The organism is Cupriavidus sp. 01L45, from assembly GCF_056399885.1.
Genome location: NZ_JBFTSG010000003.1, coordinates 1 through 19,709, shown reverse-complemented (window position 1 = coordinate 19,709; position 19,709 = coordinate 1). Strand labels below are relative to the sequence as shown.

The following is a 19,709-nucleotide window of genomic DNA, read 5'->3' as shown; positions in this document are numbered from 1 at the left end:
GCGCCGAATACCTTGAAGGGCCGGAAACAGCGCAGGCGCGCAAGCGCGGGAGATCGGTGTGGGTGAGTTGCAGTCCTTGCTGGAGAGCCACGGCGTCATGCTGGTGTTTCTCAATGTGCTGGCCGAGCAGGCCGGGCTGCCCGTGCCGGCCGTTCCCATGCTGTTCGTCGCCGGCGCGCTCGGCATGCGCGAGGGCGGCCCGGCGCTGGGCGCGGTGCTGGCGGCGGTCATCCTGGCCTGCCTGATTGCCGACACGGCCTGGTACTTCGCCGGCAAGCGCCTCGGGCAACCCATGCTGCGCACCATTTGCCGCGTGTCGATCTCTCCCGACAGTTGTATCCGCCAGACTCAGTCGCTGTACCTGCGGGTGGGTCCGCGCTCGCTGGTGTTCGCCAAGCTGCTGCCTGGCGCCGGCGCGCTGTCCACGGCCATGGCCGGCATGACGTCCACGCCTTTCCTCGTCTTCCTGTTTTATGACGCGCTCGGCGCGCTGGTGTGGGCCGGCGGTGCGTTGCTGGTGGGCGCGGTGTTCACCGATTTCGTCGAGGTCATCCTGAGCACGTTCAGCACGTATGGCCCGGTGGCCGTGATGGTGCTGGTGGCTGGGTTCGCGGCCTTCGTGGCGTGGAAGTTCTGGCGCCGCGTGCGCCTGCTGCGCCGCACGCGCCTCGTGCCCCGCATGTCGGTAAGCGAACTGGAGGCGCGTCGCCACGGCGATCGCTTTCCGCTGGTCCTGGATGTGCGCAGCGACGCGGACGAACGCATCCCCGGCGCCATGACCATTGACCTGAACGCACCGCTGGCCTTGCTCTCCGACCATCCACGCACGACCGACATCGTCATCTACTGCGCGTGTCCGAACGAGGTGTCGGCCGCAATCCTGGCAGAGCGGCTCAAGTCCGCCGGTTACGCCAATACCTGGGCGCTGGCCGGCGGCTTCGACGAGTGGAAGCGGTTGCATGGCGAAGTGACACCGGACCCTGCCGAAGATAGCACCGAGGCGGCGCTCACGCCACACGCGGGCGGTCCTGGCGCTTTGCGCTAGTCCGCCGCCAGGCCAGTTGGCCGACGGGTCAGCAGCCGACCCAGTAGGCGTAGCCCACCAGCCGCTCGCCGAGGAAGTACAGGCGGTACTGGTCGCCGTCGCCATCCAGCGTGTAGAGCGTGGTGTAGGCGAGCTGTTCGAGCGGGTCATCCTCATCGCGGTCGGCGGGGCTGCGCACCTTGCCCGGCGCTTCGGCCATCTTCCAGTGCGGGTTCTTGCGCAGGGCCGCGTTGATCTGCGAGAGCGTGGAGGCCGCGGTGATGTCATGGCCTTCGAGCTTGAGCGTCAGCCCGGCCGGAATGCCATGCAGTGCGCGGATCACGGCGTCGCCGCTGCGGCCCACTTCGATCAGCGCATCCGGATAGCGGTAGTCCATCAGCTGCTCTTCATCGAGCGCCGTACCGCATTCTTCCTGGTTGGGCGTGATGTCGGGTGGCTTGCCCCAGGCGGCCTGGACGTCCGCCATGCTGCTCAGGCCGCGCAGGGCCACCAGCGGGCGGGCCAGCGGCGCGGGGGCGAAGACGGGCGTGTCGTCCGGCTGGGCGGCGGCGTCGGCGCGAGCGGCCTGCGCATCCGAGGCAGTTGCCGCCGCGGGGGCGGCCGGCGCCGGTTCATTGCGCTCGCAGCCGGGCAGCGCGGCCAGCGCCGCACAGGCGGCGAGGGCGTACAGGCAGCGGGACAGCGCGTGGCTTTCGGGGTCGTTCAGGCGGAGCATGTTGCAAGAATAGCCGCTAGGGCGGGGACTGCGTCAGGTGCGCAACCATACACCGAAGCGCGTCCGCTGAAAATGCCCGCGTGTTGCCTGCCGCACATGGGAGCGCCGCCCCGCCGGGTCTCAGCGCGCGGTGCCGGCGCGCTGGAATACTGTCATGTCGGGATAGATCGCGCGGATCTTGTCCCATTCCACCGCGTTGAAGAACTGGCACTTGCCGTTGCCGAAGCGTTTGGCGACTTCCACGCAGAAGCGTACGGCCTCGGCAATGTCGATCTCGTGGTTGGCGCTGGTGGCGCTGCCAGAGACCACCGACCGCGCCGTCAAGGCTACGCCAACGACCGGCGCGCCGGTGGCCACGTGCGGCTGCATGATGCTGTTGAAGTGATAAAGGCCGTTATGGTAGGGCGTGATGTCCTGCTGCGAGATCGGGAAGGTGACCGCCGGGCAGCCGGTGGTGGACTCCATCGTTGCCACCAGGTCGGGGCTCACGCGCAGGATATAGCCCTGCATGGCCGTCGGCGAGATCGCAAAGCCGCGCTGCTTGATGATGCTGTTGCCCTTGGACGCATCGATCGACAGGATGGCGTCCATCTCCGGCAGCACCTGGTAATCGTTCATGGTGTCGGACGACACCGGCATGCCCATGAAGGGCACCGGATCGTGCGGCTGCATCGACACGTTGGTGGACAGGTGCGTGGTCACGATGACGTCGCCGGCGAGGTGGTCGCCCTTGTGCTTCATCTGCGCCAGCTTGAGCGCCACCGCCAGGCTGCCGATCGGTCCGTCCGCGTCGGATACCAGGCCGACCAGTTCCGGGCGGGCGCCGATGGCGCCGTTGCGGCCGATCACGCCGAGCGTAGGTGCTTTGCCGCCGTTACGCTTGCCGTTTTTGCCGGGGATGACGATGGTGATGAAGTCGGTGGTGTTCTCTGTGCTTTCCGGGGGGGCGTTGTTGACGGTGGCGACTTCCACTGTCACGCCAGTGGCGGTGTAGGCGTCGAACAGTTCGCGTATCACCGTGCCGTTGGCGGCGGGGCTATCGAGGGCTTCGTGGATGACCAGGGTTTGCTGCAGGGACATGGGGTTCTCCTTGATGGGGTTTGGTTGAAGCCAACTTCAACTTCAACTTCAACGTCAAAATTCAAAAATTAAAGGTCAAGGTCAACTTCAGGGGCTTGGAGGCAAAGGTGGTTTCACCCCCAGCCGGGGGAGAGGGCGGGCGCTCGCCATGCTTCGCCGTGCGCATCCGAACCTGCGCGACGCCCGCGCACCGCGCCTTTAAAACAAGTGACGCATCCCCAGCATCACCGTCGTCTGGTTGTTCCGTCCATCCAGCGTCTTGCCGCTGCCGCCGGTCCAGTTGGTCGTGCCGTTGCCAAACAGCCCCGACCAGTCGCCGCGCACCCAGTCGTACGCCAGCGCCAGGTAGACATCGGTGCGCTTACTGAAGGCGTAGTCCGCCACGCCGTAGGCGGTGGTGCGGCTGCCGCTGAAGGCGTCGGCGCGGGTGCGGTCGTGCATCGCGCTGGCGGTCAGGGTGACCGCGGGGGTGACCGCGTAGTTGGCGCCCACGGTGAAGAAATCATCGTGGCGGCTGCCGCCGAACACCGAGTTGAAGGCCGCGCGGTTGGTGGCCGTGGCGGCGGTCGACATGCTGGTGATGGTGGCGGTGTCGGTGCCGCCCTTGGAGGAGTCGAAGCCGGCGTCGCGGTCGCTGTGGATGTAGTTGGCGAACAGGCTGGCGCGGCCCGCCGAGGCTTTCAGCCCCGCCAGGTAGATGCGCGCGGCGCGGCTCATGTTGTCGCGGGTCTGCTGGAAATCGCCGACGGCCACGATCGGCCCCGATGCGTACTTCACGCCGAGCGAGATGGACGACATCGCCGAGCCCTTGCCGGCGGTCTCGCCCAGCGCGTACTCCGCAATTACCGACACCGGGCCGTAGTTGCCGGTGTAGCTGATCGCGTTGTCGTAGCGCTGGCCGGTCAGGTAGACCATCCACGCATTGGACGGCGCGGCGCCAACGCCAAGCGGGTCAACGTAGTACAGCATGGTGTTGGCCGTGGTGTATTGCCGGCCCAGTGCCAGTTCGCCGTAGCGCTTGCTGCCGATCCGCACATAGGCCTGGCGGCCGAACAGCTGGCCCTGCTGGTCGAATTTGCCGGTGTCGGCGAGAAAGCCGTTTTCCAGTACGAAGCCCGCCGACAGGTCGCCACCCAGGTCTTCATTGCCCTTGAAGCCGAAGCGGCTGCCGGACAGGAAGCCTTCGCCGCCCTGTTGCAGCCCGGTCTGCGCGTTGCCGCTGGGGTCCGAGTGTGTCTGGTAGGTGAGCGCGGTGTCGATGACGCCGTACAGCGTCAGCCCGTCCTGCGCCATCGCGGCGGCGGGCAGGCTCAGGGCGAGCGCACCCAGCCAGTGCTTGCTTGTCATGTTGTTCTTCTCCTCCAAGGGTAAAAGGGGGCCCGCGCAGGGGTCTGTCGCCCTGCGTCCGGTGCTATTGCGTGTGGGGTTTCGCGCCGCGCGGCGCGGGAGGTCAGGTCCGGAAGTCTTGCCAGCCGTCCATGCCGGCCGGTCCGGTGATGCGCGACAGCGGGAAGGTCTCGCCTTCGCGCAGCGTCTCTACCTGGCCCTCGGCCGTGAAGTGCAGCGCATGGCGCTCGCCCAGCACCTTGCCGTTGCTGCCATCGGAGAACAGGGCCGAACCTTCCGGCAGCGCGAAGACTTGCTCTGGCGCGTTGATGTGCAGGAACTCGGCGAGGCGCTCTTCGCGGCTTTCGCCATTGTGGCCGGCGGGTTTGCCGCTGATGAAGTGCGGGTTGACCTGGAATGGCACCAGGCGCAGCGCGCGCAGCGAGGGCGGCTGCACGATGGGCATGTCGTTGGTGGTGCGGATGGTCGGGCAAGCCACGTTGCTGCCGGCGCTCCAGCCGACGTAGGGCGTGCCGGCCCGCACCTTGGCGCGGATCGCCTCGACGATGTCGGCGTCGTACATGCGCTTGAGCAGGGCGAAGGTATTGCCGCCGCCCACCGCGATGGCTTCGGCCTGTTCCACCGCGCGGCGTGCGTCGGCGCTGTGATGGATGGACTCGAGCGCGTAGCCCAGGCGCTCGAACACCGGTTTGACCATGCCTTCATATGTGTCGAAGCTGAAGCTCACGCCGGCGAAGGGGACGAACAGGACCTTGCGTGGCTCGAGCTTCAACAAGGTGTGGATCTGCGCGTCGGCATGTTCCAGGTAGCCGAGGTTGTCCTTGCGTGAGCTGCTCATCAGCAGGATGCGTTGATTCATGTCAGGTTCCGGTTGTTCAGTCGTGAAGGAAGGCTCAGGCGACGGCGGCGGCGATCAGCTCGGCCACGCGGTCGATTTCCTCATGCGTATTGAAGTAGTGCAGAGAGACCCGCGCCATGGTGGAGACGCCGTAGCGTGCCAGGATGGCATCGGCCATGAAGTTGCCCGCTTCGATGATGCATTGCTGCTGTTCCAGCGCGGCCACGATGCGGGCCGGGTCCACGCCGCGCACGTTGAAGGGCACGATGCCGATGCGGTCGGCGGCGTTGACCGGGCCATAGAGTTCGAAGCCGGGGATGGCGGAGAGCTTCTGCACGGCGTACGCGGTGAGGTTGCGCACGCGCGCTTCGATGGCGTCGACGCCGATGCGTTGCGCATAGCCGATGGCGCTGCCGAGGCCGAGGATGGCGGGCACGATGGGGCAGCCGGCTTCAAAGCGGCGTGCGCCCGGCACCAGCGACAACGCGCCGGTGGCGCGGTCATAGCTGCCGTTCCACCAGCCAACGAGCGCAGGCTCGATCGACTCGATCAGCGCGCGGCGTACATAGAGGAACCCCGAGCCCTCGGTGGCGCGCAGCGCCTTGCGCCCGCAACTGGCCAGAAAGTCGCAATCCAGCGCTTGCACATCGGAGCGCAGGATGCCCACGCTTTGCGCGGCGTTGACCAGGGACAGCACGCCGTGCGTGCGCGCCACTGCGCAGATGGCGGCGGCGGGCTGCACCGCGCCGGTGGAGTTGGGCAGGTGCGAGAAGGTCAGCAGCCGAGTGCGTGGCGTCACGGCGGCGGCAAAGCTGCCGGGAGACAGCAGCCCCTGTGCATCGGCTGCCACCATCTTCACCACGATGCCGTGGGTCTGCTCCAGGCGCTTCCACGGCAGCAGGTTACTGAGCATTTCCGTGTCGGCCACCAGCACTTCGTCGCCCGCTTGCCACGCGATGCCGCGCGCCACGATGGAGATGCTCTCGGTGGCGTTCTTGGTAAAGGCGATCTCGTCGGCCCCGGCGTTGAGCAGGCCGGCCAGTTGCGCGCGCACCGCTTCCACGCGGGCGTAGGTGGCCTTGCGGAAGGCCGGCAGGTAGATGCCCACGTGGCCGGTATCGAGCAGATAGGCGCGCACCTCGTCGAGCACGGCGTCCGGCGGCAGCGAGGCCGCCGCGGTATCGAGGTAGATGGTGGAGGCCGTCAACGGGGTGTCGGCGCGGATTGCTTGGATATCCATGAAACGTCTCGGGGTCGTGCAGGAAAAAGGGGGCTTCTTGCGTTGGCAGCGCTTACTTGCGCAGCTTGGTCACGGAGCCGAAGAAGCTGAACAACGCATCGCCCGCGATCACGCCGCCGGCGAAGGCGCTCATCGCCGCGATATCGCGCTCGCCCCGCAGGCGCAGCAGCACGAAGCGGATCAGCAGGCCGGCGAGTACCGCCCAGCCGGCCAGCGGCGAGGCGATCAGCATGCCGGTGGAAAGCAGGATGCCGAGCTGGCGCCTGGAGCCGCCCAGCAACTGCAGCAGCGCGCCGGGAATGGCCCAGATCACCAGGTTGCGTGCGATCTCGGCGGAGGAGCCGGCCTTGATCGACGCGGCGTAGACGCGGTCCACCGGCGGCAGCATGTTCTGTGAAAAGAAGGTCCCGTGGAACACGATCACCACCACCGCGGCGACGGCGAAGCCGATCATGGCGGCGAAGAACTGCTGCTTGCGCCCGGCGAGTTCCGCCTCCATGTCGCGGCCTTCGCCACGCAGCAGGTAGCCGGTCTTCAGGTCGTAGCCCATGTCGGCGAAGGCTGGGCCGGTGGCGGCGGAGAAGCCCACCAGGACCGCCAGCGCGGTCGGCGGGAAGCCGATCAGGATGCCGATGGTCAGCGTGATCAGCGCCACCGCGAAGGCCGGGAACCAGCCCGAATGCATTGCGGCGATGCCGACGATCAGCTCGTGCACATAGGCGGCGAACGCCGCGTACAGCACGAACACGACCAGCATGCCCAGCGACATGTCGGAAACATGGCCGGCCAGCACCGAGATCAGCAGCGCGATAGCCAGGTAGACCAGGAAGCCGCCCGACAGGATGCGGCTGGCGCGCGACGCCGGGACCTCGATGGTGCGCTCGTCGGCAGCCAGGGCGTTGCGCGACTTGTGGATTTCACGCGCGACCTGGAACAGCGCTACCAGCCCGGCGCCGATCATCAGGCCATGCGGGATATAAGCCTTGGCGATGTCGATGCCGAGCAGCGGCACCGAGTAGCCGCGCGTCAGCAGCCCCAGGCCGAACATGGTCAGCGCGGCGAGGTTGCCGAGAAAGGCCGCACCAAAGGCCGACATCGGAATGCCGAACCACGCGCCGCCCACGCCCACCGCGATGCCCAGGCCCAGGAAGGCCGCCTTGCGTCCGCCGCGGTCGCCCGCCCAGATCGCCTCCGCCGTGGCAATGCCCGCCGGCCAGGTGCCCGTGGCCGGGAAGATCTTGCTGCCGAACAGGAAATACAGCATGGCGCCATCGACGAACATGGCGATCACCGCGCCAATCAGCATCGGCGTGGCCAGCTCCGGCATGCCCATGGCGTAGGGCACGCCAAGCGGGATCATCAGCGAATTGGCCGCGCCGAAGGTGGCCGAGGAAATCGCTGTCTGCACCAGGTTCTGGCGCTCCAGCACACGGAAGCGCCGCGTGATTTCCAGCGGGATGCGCGAGAACACGATGGCGATCAGCGCGCCGATGATCGACGTATTGGCCGAGATCCCAAGCGAGACGATCAGCTGCATGCCGATCATCGCGCCGAACACCGACAGCCCTACCGTGACCAGCAGCAGGAAGGGTTCGGTGATGCGCGAGCGGGTGGCGGCTGTTGCCGCCAGGGGTGGGTTCATTGCTGCCGGGGCTTCCATGGTTCTACCTTTCATCATCTGTCCTGCCAGTGTTCTCCGCACGTTTTATTTAGCGGATGAAACCGGCAACCTCCTCGATTGGCCCCTTGGCCCGGCGCATTGCGTCCAGCAGGCGGGGTACGGCCTGTATGTCCAGTCTTTGCAGCGGCCCGGCGATGCCGAGCGAGCCGACCACCGCGCGCCTGTCGCGCGACCACAGCGGTACGGCCAGCCCGGCCACCGTGGCGGCGGCTTCCTCGCGGGTATGCGCCCAGCCGTCCAGGCGGATGCGCGCCAGTTGCGCTTCCAGTGCGTCCACTGCCTCGTCTTTCAAGCCGCCCGCGCGGTACACCTCGCCGCGGAAACCCTCGTCCTGGTAGGCCAGAATGGCCTTGGCATGGGCACCGGCGAACAGCGGGAAGCGCTGGCCCACTTCGATGGAAAAGCGCAACTGGTGCTGGCTCTGGGCGATATCCGTGCACAGCCCCTCGAAGCCATCGCGCCACGACAGGAAGACGGTCTCGCCGCTCTGCGCGGCCAGGGCTTCCAGCACGGGTTGCACCACTTCGCTGGGCGAGAAGGTGTTGCGGGTTGCCTGGCCCAGTTCCAGCCAGCGCAGGCCCAGGCCATAGCGTCCGGCGGCGTCCTGCACCAGGAAGCCATTGGCGGCGAAGGTGGCGAGCACGCGATGCACCACGGCGTGATGCAGCCCGGCGTGCTTGGCGAGTTCGCGCACGCCCCAGCTTGGCTGGCGCACGGTGAAGTGCGTCATCAGGCCGAGGGCACCGTTCAGGGTCTTGAGCATGGAAGCAGTCGGTGTTGCGGTTTTTGTGTCTCTATATAAGAGACAGTGTCTCTGTATGTGTAAAATGCTAGGCCTCGATGCGAGGCTGAACAATCAGGGTAAACACCGGGCGGGCAGGCTCCCGGGCACATGGCGTGCGGCCTTCTCCACGCCGTGGCGCCGCCTATACTTGGGCGGGGATCTGCAAGGGAGGATCGGCATGCCAGTCGAAGACCAGGCTTCCGGAGACGAGTTGGCCCGCATCGCGCGCCGGCGCCGGCAACTCGGCATTGCCAGGCGCATCCGCGATGGCGACGGCAACTGGGCCGTGGCGCTCTCCGGCGGCGGGATTCGCAGCGCCACCTTCTGCCTGGGCGTGATGCAGGCGCTGGCCAAGGCGCCGCCGCCGCCGGTGGCCGGCGCGCCCGGCGCGACACTGCATGACGTGAAGCGCGACGGCGGGCAGGCCGCTACGGCGGCGGCCATGCCGGATGTCATGCAGGACGCCGTGCAGGAAGGCGATGGCCCCGCGCCTGCTCTCACCGCGCCCCCGCCAGCCACCACCGCACTGCTTGGCCAGTTCGATTACCTCTCCACCGTCAGCGGCGGCGGCTACCTCGGCGCCTTCTTCTGCAGCCTGTTCGTGCCCGGCCGCCTGAAACCGGGAACGACGCCGCCCGAGGCCGCCGCGCTTGCCTACCGCACGCTGCGGCAGGAGCCGCCGGGGCGCATCCGCTCCTCGGTGTCCTACGCCGCCGACCCCGGCCGCGCCGCCGTGGCGTGGTTGCGCGAGAACGGGCGCTACCTGACGCCCACCGGCGCCGGCGATTCGCTCTACGCGGCGTCGCTGATGGTGCGCAACTGGTTTGCCATGCAATACGTGATCGGCAGCGCGCTGCTGTTGCTGCTGGCATTGCTGGCCCTTTCCCGCCATCTCGCGGTGGGGACCTGGCTCGACCTGGGGCGGCATGAGATGGATCTGCTGCACGACGCGCGGCAGGTGTTCAACGAGGGCGGCCTGGCGATCTGGTGGAGCGAGTTGCTATGGCTGCCGCTGGCCGCGCTGCTGCTGTTCGCGGTGCCGCCCGGCCTGGCTTACTGGCTGGTCTACCCGCGCGCCGGCGACGGGCGGCCGGCGTTGCGCTTCGATAGCCTCGCCACGCGCCTTGCCGCGCTGGCTGGCGTTGTCATGCTGGGGCTGGCCGCCTGGCTGCACAACCTCGGGCCGGGGCTGGTAGTGTCTTGCCTGCTGCTGGCCATCGCGGTGCTGACCTTGCTGGGCGTGGCATGCTGCTTTGTCCTGTGCCGGAGCCAGCCTGCCACCGTGCAGGCCTACCGCGTGCGTGCCACGCGCGTGCTGAGCCGTGCCGTCGGCGTGGCGCTGTGGCTCGCGGCGCTGGGCGTGGCGGATACCGTGGCGCGTACCTTCTACCTCTACACGCAGGCCACGGGCCACCCCTGGGGCGCGCTCGGTCCGGCGGGGATGCTGGGTGGCCTGGTCTGGCTGATCCGCTATGGCGCGGGCCTGCTCGATGGCAAGGGCAGCGATGGCAAGGGGGGGACGTGGCTGTCGCGGCTGCCGGTGTCGCTGTTGGCCGGCATCGCCGCCGCCGTGGTGGCGATGCTGGTTTTCGTCATGTGGTCGTGGCTGGTGTTGTGGGTGAGGTGGAATGGGCGCGAGCCGGTCGACTGGCTGGTGTTCGGCACGGGCTACACCGCGCCGGTGCTGTCCGTGCTGAGCGCGCTGGCGCTCGGGCTCACGCTGATTTCCGGGCGCTTCGCCGGCTTCCTGAACCTGTCCACGCTGCAGCAGTTTTATTCGGCCCGCCTGACCCGCGCCTACCTCGGCGGCTCCAACGGCCAGCGCTTCGCGCCCGGCAGCGGGGCGGCACCGGCGCAGCAGCACGCCAGCCAGCGTGCCAGGCTCAGCGTGGCCGAGCCCGAGGCCGGCGATGCGCTCAGCCTGAACACCTACTACGATCCCGCCATGCTGGCGCCGCTGCACCTGATCAACGTCACGCTCAACCTCACCGTGGATCCCGCCGAGCAACTGGTGCAGCGCGACCGCAAGGGCAAGCCGCTGTGCATCGCGCCCGGGCCTTTCATGTTGCCGCCCACGGCCACGCGCGCCGTGCCCGCCGATTCCTTCGTGCGCTTCACCGTGGACGGGCAGTTGTATTACCCGGAGACGCACAAGGCGGGCGGCAGCGAGCTGTCGCAGTCGCGCACGCTCGGCGACTGGATCGCTACCTCCGGCGCGGCGATCTCCACCGGGCTGGGCCGTTCCACCACGCTGGGCACGTCGCTGTTGCTGGGGCTGGCCAACCTCCGCCTGGGCACCTGGTGGCCGTCGTATCCGCTGGATGCCGGCAGCGCGCCGCGCGCCGGCGGCGCCGACCGCGACTGCGTGCAGGCGGACCGTGCCGGGTTGCCCTGGCTGGGCGGCTTTATCACGCTGTTCCGCACCCAGTACTACCTGGCCTGCGAGCTGAGCGCGCGCTTTCATGGCACGCGGCGCGGCTGGCAGTATCTGTCGGACGGCGGCCATTTCGAGAACACGGCCGTGTATGAGCTGCTGCGTCCCGAGCGCGGCGTGACGCTGATCGTGCTGTGCGATTGCGGGGCGGATCCCCAATACCAGTTTGGCGATCTTGCCAACCTGATCCGGCTGGCGCGCATCGACATGGAGCTGGAGATAGTGGTGGATACCGCGGCCGCCGGTGACGATGTGCTCGGCAACGCGTTCGGCACGCCGGCGGATTTCCTGCCGTCGGCGCGACAGGCGTCGAGCGAGAAATGCGCGATCCTGCTGAACGTCTTTCGTGCCGCCGACCCGGCTGCCACGCGCCGGCCGGTATCGCGCATCGTCTTGCTCAAGCCCTGCATGATTGGCTCGGCGCCGGCCGATGTGCAGCAGTATGGCGCCGGCCATCCCGGGTTCCCGCAGGAGCCGACCAGCGACCAGTTCTTCGACGAGGCGCAGTGGGAGAGCTACCGCGAGCTGGGCTTCGCCATTGGCCAGCGCGTCTTCGGCGGCGGGGCGCAGGGCGATGCGGTGGCGCACGCCCTATGGCTACACTAGGCTCGCTCAGCGTCCGAAGCCCACCACCTCTTCCAGCCGGCGGCTCGCTTCGCGCAGCGCATCCAGCATGCGCGGCACCGATTCCTCGTTCAGGCGTTGCTGCGGGCCGGCAATCGCCAGCGAGCCGACCACCTCGGTGTGGTCGCGCGACCATAACGGCAGGGCCAGCCCAGCCACGCTGGCGGCGGCCTCGCCGCGCGTATGCGCCCAGCCTTGCGTGCGGATCTCGGCCAGCTGCGGCTCGATGACGGCGGGATCGGGCGCGGCCAGCGCGGGCTGCGCCTGGTCGCGGGCATTCTCCAGCACGCGGGCGCGAAAGGCATCGTCCTGGAAGGCCAGGATCACCTTGGCGTGCGCACCGGCGTGCAAGGGAAAGCGCTGGCCCAGCTCGATCGAGAACCGCAACTGGTGCTGGCTCTGGACCATGCCCACGCACAACCCCTCGTGACCATCGAGCCACGACAGGAACACCGTCTCGCCGCTTTGCTCGGCGAGCTTTTCCAGCACCGGCTGTACCACTTCCGCCGGCGAGAAGGTCTTGCGTACCACCTGGCCCAGTTCGAACAGCCGCAGCCCCAGCGAATACTTGCCGCTGACCGCGTCCTGCACCAGGAAGCCATTGGCGGCGAAGGTGGCGAGCACCCGATGCACCACCGCGTGATGGACCCCGCTGTGCTTGGCCAGCTCGCGCACGCCCCAGGTGGGCTGGCGCACGGTGAAGTAGGTCAGCAAGGCCAGCGCGCCGTCCAGAGTCTTGAGAGTCATACGAATTTCCTGCTTTGCATGGGCAGCATGGTACGGATAAGCGGCGTGGGGCTCAATGTCTGCGCGGGGTTTGCTGCGGATTCATGCAAAAACGGCGGACGGCACCCACAGGTGCCGTCCGCCGTTCTCGGCGAAGCGTTCGCCGTACAGGCTTTACCGGTTGACCACCTTGGCCGGCATCGCCAGCACCAGGAAGCAGCTCGCCAGCAGGCAGCCCGCAAACAGGATCAGGCCCGCGCTTGGGCTATGGAAGGTGTCCTTCAGCCAGCCCAGCAGGTAAGTGGCCGCAAAGCCACCGAGGTTGGCGATCGAGCAGGCCAGCGCAATGCCGGCGGCGGCCGCGGTGCCGCTCAGGAAGGTCGACGGCAGGCACCAGAACACCGGGAAGGTGGCCACGATGCCCACGTTGGCCAGCGTCAGCATCAGCACGGTGGCGGAGGTGGAACCGGTGACGAAGGTGCTGCCCACCAGGCCGGCGGCGCCCGCCAGGATGGGGATCACGATATGCCAGCGGCGCTCGCGCGTCTTGTCGGAGTGGGCGCCGTTGAGCAGCATCGCGATCACCGCCACCGCGTGCGGGATCGCGGTCAGCAGGCCGATCTGCAGCGGGCTCGCCACGCCGGAGTCGCGGATGATGGTCGGCATCCAGAAACCGATCGAGTACGTGCCCATCAGCAGGCACATGTCGATCAGGCCCAGCATCCACACGCGCTTGTCGGTAAAGGCCGCCTTGAGCGAGTGGCTGCTCTCCACCAGCACGTCGGTGTCCAGGTTGCGCTGCAGGGTGCGCTTCTCGTCGGCCTCCAGCCACTTGGCGTCCTTGATGCCGTTGGGCAGGTAGAAGAACACCATCACGCCCAGCAGCACCGAGGGAATGGCTTCCAGGAAGAACAGCCATTGCCAGCCGGCCCAGCCGTGCATGCCGGCGAAGGCGGTCATGATCCAGCCGGAGATCGGGCTGCCGATCATGCTGGCCAGGGGCAGGCCCATCATGAACAGCGCAATGATCTTGCTGCGCTTGTGCGTGGGGAACCAGTAGGTCAGGTACAGCAGCACGCCGGGCAGGAAGCCGGCCTCGGCGGCGCCCAGCAGGAAGCGCAGCACGTAGAACTGCGTTGGCGTGTTGACGAACATGGTGGCGCCGGACAGCAGGCCCCACGTCACCATGATGCGGGCGATCCAGATGCGCGCCCCCACCTTTTGCAGCACCAGGTTGCTCGGCACCTCGAACAGGATGTAGCCCACGAAGAACAGCCCGGCGCCCAGGCCGTAGACCGTTTCGCTGAAGTGCAGGTCGTCCAGCATCTGCAGCTTGGCCAGCCCGACGTTGATGCGGTCGAGATAGGCGGCGAGGTAGCAGGCACAGAAGAACGGGATCAGGCGCCAGGTCACCTTGCGATAGATGTCTGGCTGCGCTGCCGCGGGTAGCACGCCCGCCGCGCCGTCTTGATACTGATACGACATGTTTACTCCTTAACTGTTTTACCGTTGTCTACCGTGTGGATGTCTTTGCCATCGCTGTCGCCGCTTGGGTGCTGTTGCATATGCAAGCAGCGGGCCAGGGCCTGTGCAGTGATGGATGTTCGATTTTTATGGTTTCCGGCGGGCTGGCCGGGATGTTACGCGCCGTCCTTGTGCAGGGGCGGCACCGCTTTCCTTCATCCGGCACTCATGTAGTGCCTTCTACATGAAGCGTTCAGCGTAAGCTACATGAAACAAGCTCGCAAGGGAGCGATGGCGGTTTTCTCCTCGGGGTTTTCCCGTGCCGCGCGGCAAGCGCGCGGCAGCGGGCGGCGGCAAGGTGGCTTGCCGCAGGAATTGACGGATCGGGGGCCTCAGGCCGGCCTGTTTTTGTTCAGTGCCTGCTTAATGAGATGGGGCTGCGCGCAGCCGCGCGAGCGTGTCGTCCACGTTTTCCCATGCGGGTTTGTCGGGGGCGAAGCGGGCGCGCAGGTAATGCACCAGCTGCGTCAGTTGGCGGTCGTCGAGGCTTTCGCCGAAGGCCGGCATATAGCCCAGTTCGCTTGCCGCCGGCGTGGGAATACCGTCGAGCAGCACGCGGATCAGGTTGTCGGGCTTGTCGCCGTGCAGGTTGGTATTGAGCGCGAGCGACGGCTTGATGCCGAACTGCCTGATGCCCTGGTCGCCCTGGTGGCAGACCGCGCAGGCATTCTGGTAAAGGCGCGCGGCAGGGCCGCCAAGCGTACGCGCCGCGGTGGCGCTGCGCTGCTCGAGCAACATGGCTTGCGCGCTTGCCGCCGCCGCATCCGGCCCGGTCTCGCCGAACGACGCCACATAGTGCGCGATGGCGCGCACATCGTCCTCGGGCAGCAGCGCCAGTTCTTCCACCACCGGCGCCATCGGGCCGGCGGCGGCGCCATGATGTGGCGCGTAGCCGGTGCGCAGGTATTCAAACAGCGATTGTTCCGTCCACGGCACCGGCGCATGCGAGAGCTTGCCCAGCGCGGGCGCCTCCCAGCCTTCGGCTTCGCCGCCGCCCAGGTAGAGGCGGCCGCCGCGTTCGGCGCCCAGCGCATTGCGCGGCGAATGGCAGGCGCTGCAATGGCCCAGGCCCTCGGCCAGGTAGGCGCCGCGGTTCCACTGCGCCGAGCGGGCCGGATTGGCCTCGAAGGGCTTGGCGCGGTGGAACAGCAGGTTCCATCCGGCCATCAGCGGACGCAGGTTGTAGGGGAAGGCCAGCGCGGTCTCGGGCGCCTTGGCGCGCACCGGCTCGGCGGCCATCAGGTAGGCGTAGAGCGCCTGCAGGTCGCCATCGCTGACCTTGGCGAAGGCGGTGTACGGGAACGCCGGGTACAGGTGCCGGCCATCGCGATGAATGCCCTGGCGCATGGCGCGCTCGAACGCCGCGTAGGACCAGTTGCCGATGCCGGTCTCGACATCGGGCGTGATGTTGGTGCTGTAGATGGTGCCGAACGGCGTATCCAGCGCCAGCCCGCCGGCATTGCGCACGCCGTTGGGTGCGGTGTGGCAGACCGCGCAGTCGCCCGCGGCGGCCACCAGCCGGCCGCGTTCGATGGTGGCGGCGGAATAGAAGCCGGCTTCGGGCGGGGCGACCGGCGCGATCGGCGCGCGCCACGGCATCGCGGTGGCGAACAGGCCGACGGCGGCGGTGGCGCCGGCCAGCAGCCAGTTGCGCTTGCGCGCGGCGCCTCGCTTGCTGGTGCCATCGGCACTGCCCTGCGCGGCAAGCGCAAGGCGGATACGTTCGCCGCTGAACGGCGGCTCGCGCAGGCGCACGCCGGTGGCGTCGAAGATGGCGTTGGCCACGGCGGGCGCGGCGGGCAGGGTGGCCGCCGCGCTGGTACCCAGCGTGGTGGTTGCCGCACCGAGTGCGCCGGCAATGCGTACCTGCGGCAACGGCACGGTGGCGAGCGCGGGCAGGCCGGCGTCGTGCCGTGCAGCCAATGCCGGTGCCGCTGTGCCCGGCCAGCTGTCGAAGGTGCCGCCGGCGATGAGTTGCTGTGCCGCCCGCGCGGCTTCCTGCTGCAAGGCCAGGGCGTTGCCCGCGCCTTGCTCGCCCGCATCGCTGTCATGGCCAAGCGTGACACCGGTCACGCTGACCTCGCCGGTGCTGGCATCGACTTCGACTTCGGCCACCCAGGCGGACCAGCTTTGCGCGGGCTGGCCCGCGTTGGCTTCGCCGGCTTCGATGGTGCTGGCATAGGCAAATCCACGCCCGCGCCGTACGTTCTGGTTCGCTTGCGTGCGTTCCCCGCGCGGCTGCCAGTTGGCTTGCGCCGCGACCCGGCGCACCAGGCCGGCCCCGCGCGCGTCGTCGAGGTGCCGCAGCCGCAAGGCCACCGGATCCTGTGCGCTGGCCGCCGCTACCTCGTCCAGGTGCGATTCATGTGCGAAGACATAGGCCCTTGCCGTCTGGCCAGGCGTGCCGGCGGCGCGCGGCAGGCCGGGCGCGCCGGCCTGCGTCACGCTCAGGCTGGCGAAGCGGTAGGGCGGCAGGATGGCGTCGCCCCTGGTTTCGTCGCTTGCGCCGGATGCATCGAGGTCAATCTCGCCGACCGGCGCCGGCGTTCCGGTCAGCCACAGGGCAAGCGGCGGGGCCGCCATCACGGCCGCGCTGCCGCGCGCATCGACAGCCGCATTGACAGCGTAAGCGGCGATCTCGCCATCGCCCGTCCACGCGCTCTCGATATGGGTATTCACCTGTGCCTGCGTGGCGCCCAGCTCATGCGCTTCCACGCGCACCCGGACCGTGCCGCCGGCGGCCTGCGCCAGCAAGGCGGCATCGGCAGCCGCATGATGGGCGTACAGCGCATCTTCGCCGGCGCGGTTGTTGTCGCTGTCCATGGCCTGCCAGCAGACCAGCGTGATGCGGTCTTCGCCGACGCCTAGCAGGGCCGCCAGTTCCATGCGCAAGGCCCCGGGGTTGCGGCTGGGCAGCCACACGCGCAGCGCGCCATCGCGCCAGTCGGCGACGGCGGTGCAACCTCTAGGTTGCAGCCCGGCAAGCGGCCATTGATAGTCTTGCGCGCTCCGGCCCGTGGCGTCCGCCATGGCCTGGGTGGTGTCACCGTGCGCGGCAAGCAGGCGGCGGGTGAGCGGCGCGCCTGGGGCCACGGGTTTGGGGGGTGCCTGCCAGCGGGCACGCAGCACGCCGGCTGCCTGCGCGGCCTGCTGCGCCGTGGCGGCGGCAATGCCCAGGAAATCGCCGCGCCGCACTACCGAAGCAACGCCGGGTAGTGCGCGCGCAGCGGCGTCGTCGCATTCAAGCAGCCGTGCGCTGCGCAGGCTGCCTGCGTGCCATTCCAGCACGGGAGGGCGTATCACGTGGCCTGCCAGCCATTGCCGCTCGGGCGGCGGCTGCCATGCCGTCACGCTGTCCTGGCCGATCACGAGTTGGTCGCGCCCGCTCATGGCGTGCCTTCCGGGGCGGCAGCCTGCCGCAGCAGCACGGCGGCGCGCCGGACCGCGCGCAGGATCTCCACATGCGTGCCGCAGCGGCAAAGGTTGAAGCGCAGTGCCTCGCGGATCTGCGCTTCGTCGGGGTCCGGGTTTTCCGCCAGCAGGGCCTTGGCGGTCATGATCATGCCGTTCAGGCAATAGCCGCACTGCGCCGCCTGTTCGTCGATAAAGGCCTGCTGCACCGGGTCGGGCTCGCCCGGCGCGCCCAGCCCGTCGAGCGTAGTGATGGCGCGCTGCGCCACCGCTTTCACGGGGATCACGCAGGAACGCGCCGCCACGCCATCCACCAGCACCGTGCAGGCGCCGCACTGCCCCAGCCCGCAGCCGTATTTAGGACCGTTGCAGGCCAGGTCGTTGCGCAGGATATAGAGCAGCGGCGTGCCGGGATCGACCTCGGCATCGAGCTGGTATGTGGTTCGGTTGACCCGGAGGCACAGGGGGCGGGGCGTGTTCATCGTGGGGCTGGGGGCGTTTTAGAACATCACTCGCGTGGCCGGGCGCCCGTTTGGGGGCGCCCGGCGGTCTTGCCGGGACGTGGCTCAGGCTGCGACGGCCACGCGCCCGGCTTCCACCAGTGGCACGCTGAACACATCGTAACCGAAGCACCAGTCCGGGTTCTCGTTGGTGCGCAGCCACGTGTTGTTGTGCGAAACCAGTTGCACCTTGCTGGCGCGCTCGGCACGGTTGGCCTCGTACAGCGCGAAGGCGGCGCCGAAGTCCGATACGCCGGTCTGGTCCAGGCAGCGCGCCAGCATGGCGGCGTCCTCGATGGCCATCGCCGCGCCCTGTGCCATGTGCGGCTTCATCGGGTGGCAGGCATCGCCGAGCAGCACCAGGCGGCCGCGGCTCCACACCGGCAGCGGATCGCGTTCCAGCAGCGGCCACTTGGTCACTTCCACGGTGCCTTCGATCAGCGATTGCACGCCTTCATGCCAGCCGTCGAACGCGGCGCGCATTTCCTCGATGCTGCTGGGCAGCCAGCTCTTGCTCATGTCCCAGGTGGGCTCGGGCACACCGGTCACGTAATAGATTTCGTCGAGCTTGCTGGTGTCGAAGTAGACCATCATGTGGCGGTCGTCGGACCACCACTTGGTGCAACGTTCGTGGGTGAAGCCTTTCACGCGCGAGATCGGGAACACGGCGCGGTGCGCCACGTAGCCCGTGTACTTGGGCGGCTCGGCGCCCAGCAGGCTTTCGCGGATGCGGGAGTTCACGCCGTCCGCGCCGATCACGATATCGGCTTCATCGACGGTGCCGTCGGCAAAGCGCAGGCGCACCACATGGCCCAGGTCTTCCACGCTGGCCAGCTTCTTGTCGAACAGCAGCGTGCCGGGCGCCACCGCTTCGGTCAGCAGGGCATGGAAGTCGCCACGGTGCACGGTCAGGTAGCTCGCGCCATAGTGCGACACGGCATAGTCGCCAAGCGGGATCTGCGCGATCACTTCGCCGCTTTGCCAGTCGCGGCTGTACCAGAAGTCCGGGTGGCAGCCCATGTTGTTGAGCGCATCCTCCAGGCCGATCCTGCGCATGACCTTCATGACATTGGGCCCGACGTGGATGCCGGCGCCCAGGCGCGAAAACGCCGGCGCCTGCTCATACAGCCTGACTTGATGTCCGGCGCGCTGCAGCAGGGCGGCCGCGACCGTCCCTCCCAGTCCGGCGCCGATCACTGCGATGCGTGGTTTGCCTTGCACGATGTTTCTCCTGGCGGTGTGATGTGGGTCTGAACAGGCCGTCTGGCCAATCGATGAATCGAGTGTACACACGAGAAATTTGCTTGTAAAGAAATGACATGCCACCCCTATGGAAAACCCTGATATCAAAGTGACTGAGCCGATTCAATGCCCATCATGCGTGAAAATACGCACCATTAAAGGGGTTGGTTCATTAAGCGGGCACTGAAATAGTGCCTATTCCTCCAGTCATGGTTTTGTTGTGCAAATAGCGTGTGTACACTACAATCGTTCGCAGGCTACGGAGACCATTGAAGGCTCCGGGCCGGCCGTGCAGGGCGCTGCCGCGAAGACGGGCGCCAGGGCGGGTGGACAGAACACATAGATGACGGAGTCGACAGTGCAGAAAATTTTCCGTATCGGCCAGATCGTGCCGAGCTCGAACACCACCATGGAAACCGAAATCCCCGCGATGCTGCTGGCGCGCCAGCAGGTGCGGCCCGAGCGGTTCACCTTCCACTCCAGCCGCATGCGCATGAAGAAGGTGGTCAAGGAGGAAC

The 19,709-nt window shown here is 67.8% G+C and carries 14 protein-coding genes and 1 pseudogene; 3 read left to right on the top strand and 12 right to left on the bottom strand.

The features are described from left to right. Positions 1-58: 58 nt before the first annotated feature. The gene (locus tag AC1DT6_RS02545) at positions 59-1,045 is read left to right on the top strand and encodes a rhodanese-like domain-containing protein (protein WP_441637616.1); all 987 of its coding nucleotides are present in this window, start codon (positions 59-61) and stop codon (positions 1,043-1,045) included. Positions 1,046-1,073: 28 nt separating this feature from the next. On the opposite strand, the gene AC1DT6_RS02540 is transcribed toward AC1DT6_RS02545, so the two are convergent. From AC1DT6_RS02540 to AC1DT6_RS02510, 7 genes are all read right to left on the bottom strand, one after another. Then, the gene (locus AC1DT6_RS02540) at positions 1,074-1,760 is read right to left on the bottom strand and encodes a hypothetical protein (protein ID WP_477104603.1); all 687 of its coding nucleotides are present in this window, start codon (positions 1,758-1,760) and stop codon (positions 1,074-1,076) included. Positions 1,761-1,880: 120 nt separating this feature from the next. Next, complete coding sequence (locus AC1DT6_RS02535) at positions 1,881-2,840, bottom strand: DUF1177 domain-containing protein (RefSeq protein WP_441635963.1); 960 nt, start codon at positions 2,838-2,840, stop codon at positions 1,881-1,883. 198 nt (positions 2,841-3,038) lie between these two features. After that, positions 3,039-4,187 carry a porin gene (locus AC1DT6_RS02530; RefSeq protein ID WP_441635961.1) on the bottom strand — a complete coding sequence of 383 codons (1,149 nt, stop codon included), beginning with the start codon at positions 4,185-4,187 and terminating at the stop codon, positions 3,039-3,041. Positions 4,188-4,290: 103 nt separating this feature from the next. Further along, positions 4,291-5,046 carry a dipeptidase PepE gene (gene pepE, locus AC1DT6_RS02525; RefSeq protein ID WP_441635959.1) on the bottom strand — a complete coding sequence of 252 codons (756 nt, stop codon included), beginning with the start codon at positions 5,044-5,046 and terminating at the stop codon, positions 4,291-4,293. Between the two features lie 34 nt (positions 5,047-5,080). Further along, positions 5,081-6,265, bottom strand: a complete 1,185-nt coding sequence (locus AC1DT6_RS02520) for an aminotransferase class V-fold PLP-dependent enzyme (protein WP_441635957.1) — start codon at positions 6,263-6,265, stop codon at positions 5,081-5,083. A 52-nt stretch (positions 6,266-6,317) separates the two neighbouring features. Continuing rightward, positions 6,318-7,907, bottom strand: a complete 1,590-nt coding sequence (locus AC1DT6_RS02515; RefSeq protein WP_441635955.1) for an OPT/YSL family transporter — start codon at positions 7,905-7,907, stop codon at positions 6,318-6,320. 67 nt (positions 7,908-7,974) lie between these two features. Next, a complete protein-coding gene (locus AC1DT6_RS02510; RefSeq protein ID WP_477104598.1) occupies positions 7,975-8,709 on the bottom strand; it encodes an IclR family transcriptional regulator in 735 nt (244 codons plus the stop codon). Between the two features lie 199 nt (positions 8,710-8,908). Here AC1DT6_RS02510 and AC1DT6_RS02505 point away from each other — a divergent pair, with 199 nt between their 5' ends. Further along, complete coding sequence (locus tag AC1DT6_RS02505; protein WP_441635951.1) at positions 8,909-11,770, top strand: hypothetical protein; 2,862 nt, start codon at positions 8,909-8,911, stop codon at positions 11,768-11,770. Between the two features lie 6 nt (positions 11,771-11,776). Here the strand turns inward: AC1DT6_RS02505 and AC1DT6_RS02500 are convergent, their stop codons facing one another. The 5 genes from AC1DT6_RS02500 to AC1DT6_RS02480 form a co-directional block, all read right to left on the bottom strand. Then, a complete protein-coding gene (locus AC1DT6_RS02500) occupies positions 11,777-12,535 on the bottom strand; it encodes an IclR family transcriptional regulator (RefSeq protein WP_035865453.1) in 759 nt (252 codons plus the stop codon). Between the two features lie 153 nt (positions 12,536-12,688). Next, on the bottom strand, positions 12,689-13,999 hold the full coding sequence (locus tag AC1DT6_RS02495) for an MFS transporter (RefSeq protein WP_276285969.1): 1,311 nt from the start codon (positions 13,997-13,999) through the stop codon (positions 12,689-12,691). A 402-nt stretch (positions 14,000-14,401) separates the two neighbouring features. Next, complete coding sequence (locus AC1DT6_RS02490; RefSeq protein ID WP_477112032.1) at positions 14,402-17,428, bottom strand: c-type cytochrome; 3,027 nt, start codon at positions 17,426-17,428, stop codon at positions 14,402-14,404. After that, the gene (locus AC1DT6_RS02485; protein ID WP_441635946.1) at positions 17,425-17,931 is read right to left on the bottom strand and encodes a (2Fe-2S)-binding protein; all 507 of its coding nucleotides are present in this window, start codon (positions 17,929-17,931) and stop codon (positions 17,425-17,427) included. The genes AC1DT6_RS02490 and AC1DT6_RS02485 overlap by 4 nt, the downstream gene beginning before the upstream one ends. Before the next feature lie 84 nt (positions 17,932-18,015). Further along, the gene (locus tag AC1DT6_RS02480; RefSeq protein ID WP_441635944.1) at positions 18,016-19,170 is read right to left on the bottom strand and encodes an FAD-dependent monooxygenase; all 1,155 of its coding nucleotides are present in this window, start codon (positions 19,168-19,170) and stop codon (positions 18,016-18,018) included. Between the two features lie 364 nt (positions 19,171-19,534). Between AC1DT6_RS02480 and AC1DT6_RS02475 the strand changes: the two are divergent. Continuing rightward, positions 19,535-19,709, top strand: a pseudogene (locus AC1DT6_RS02475) (Asp/Glu racemase); the annotation flags it as partial.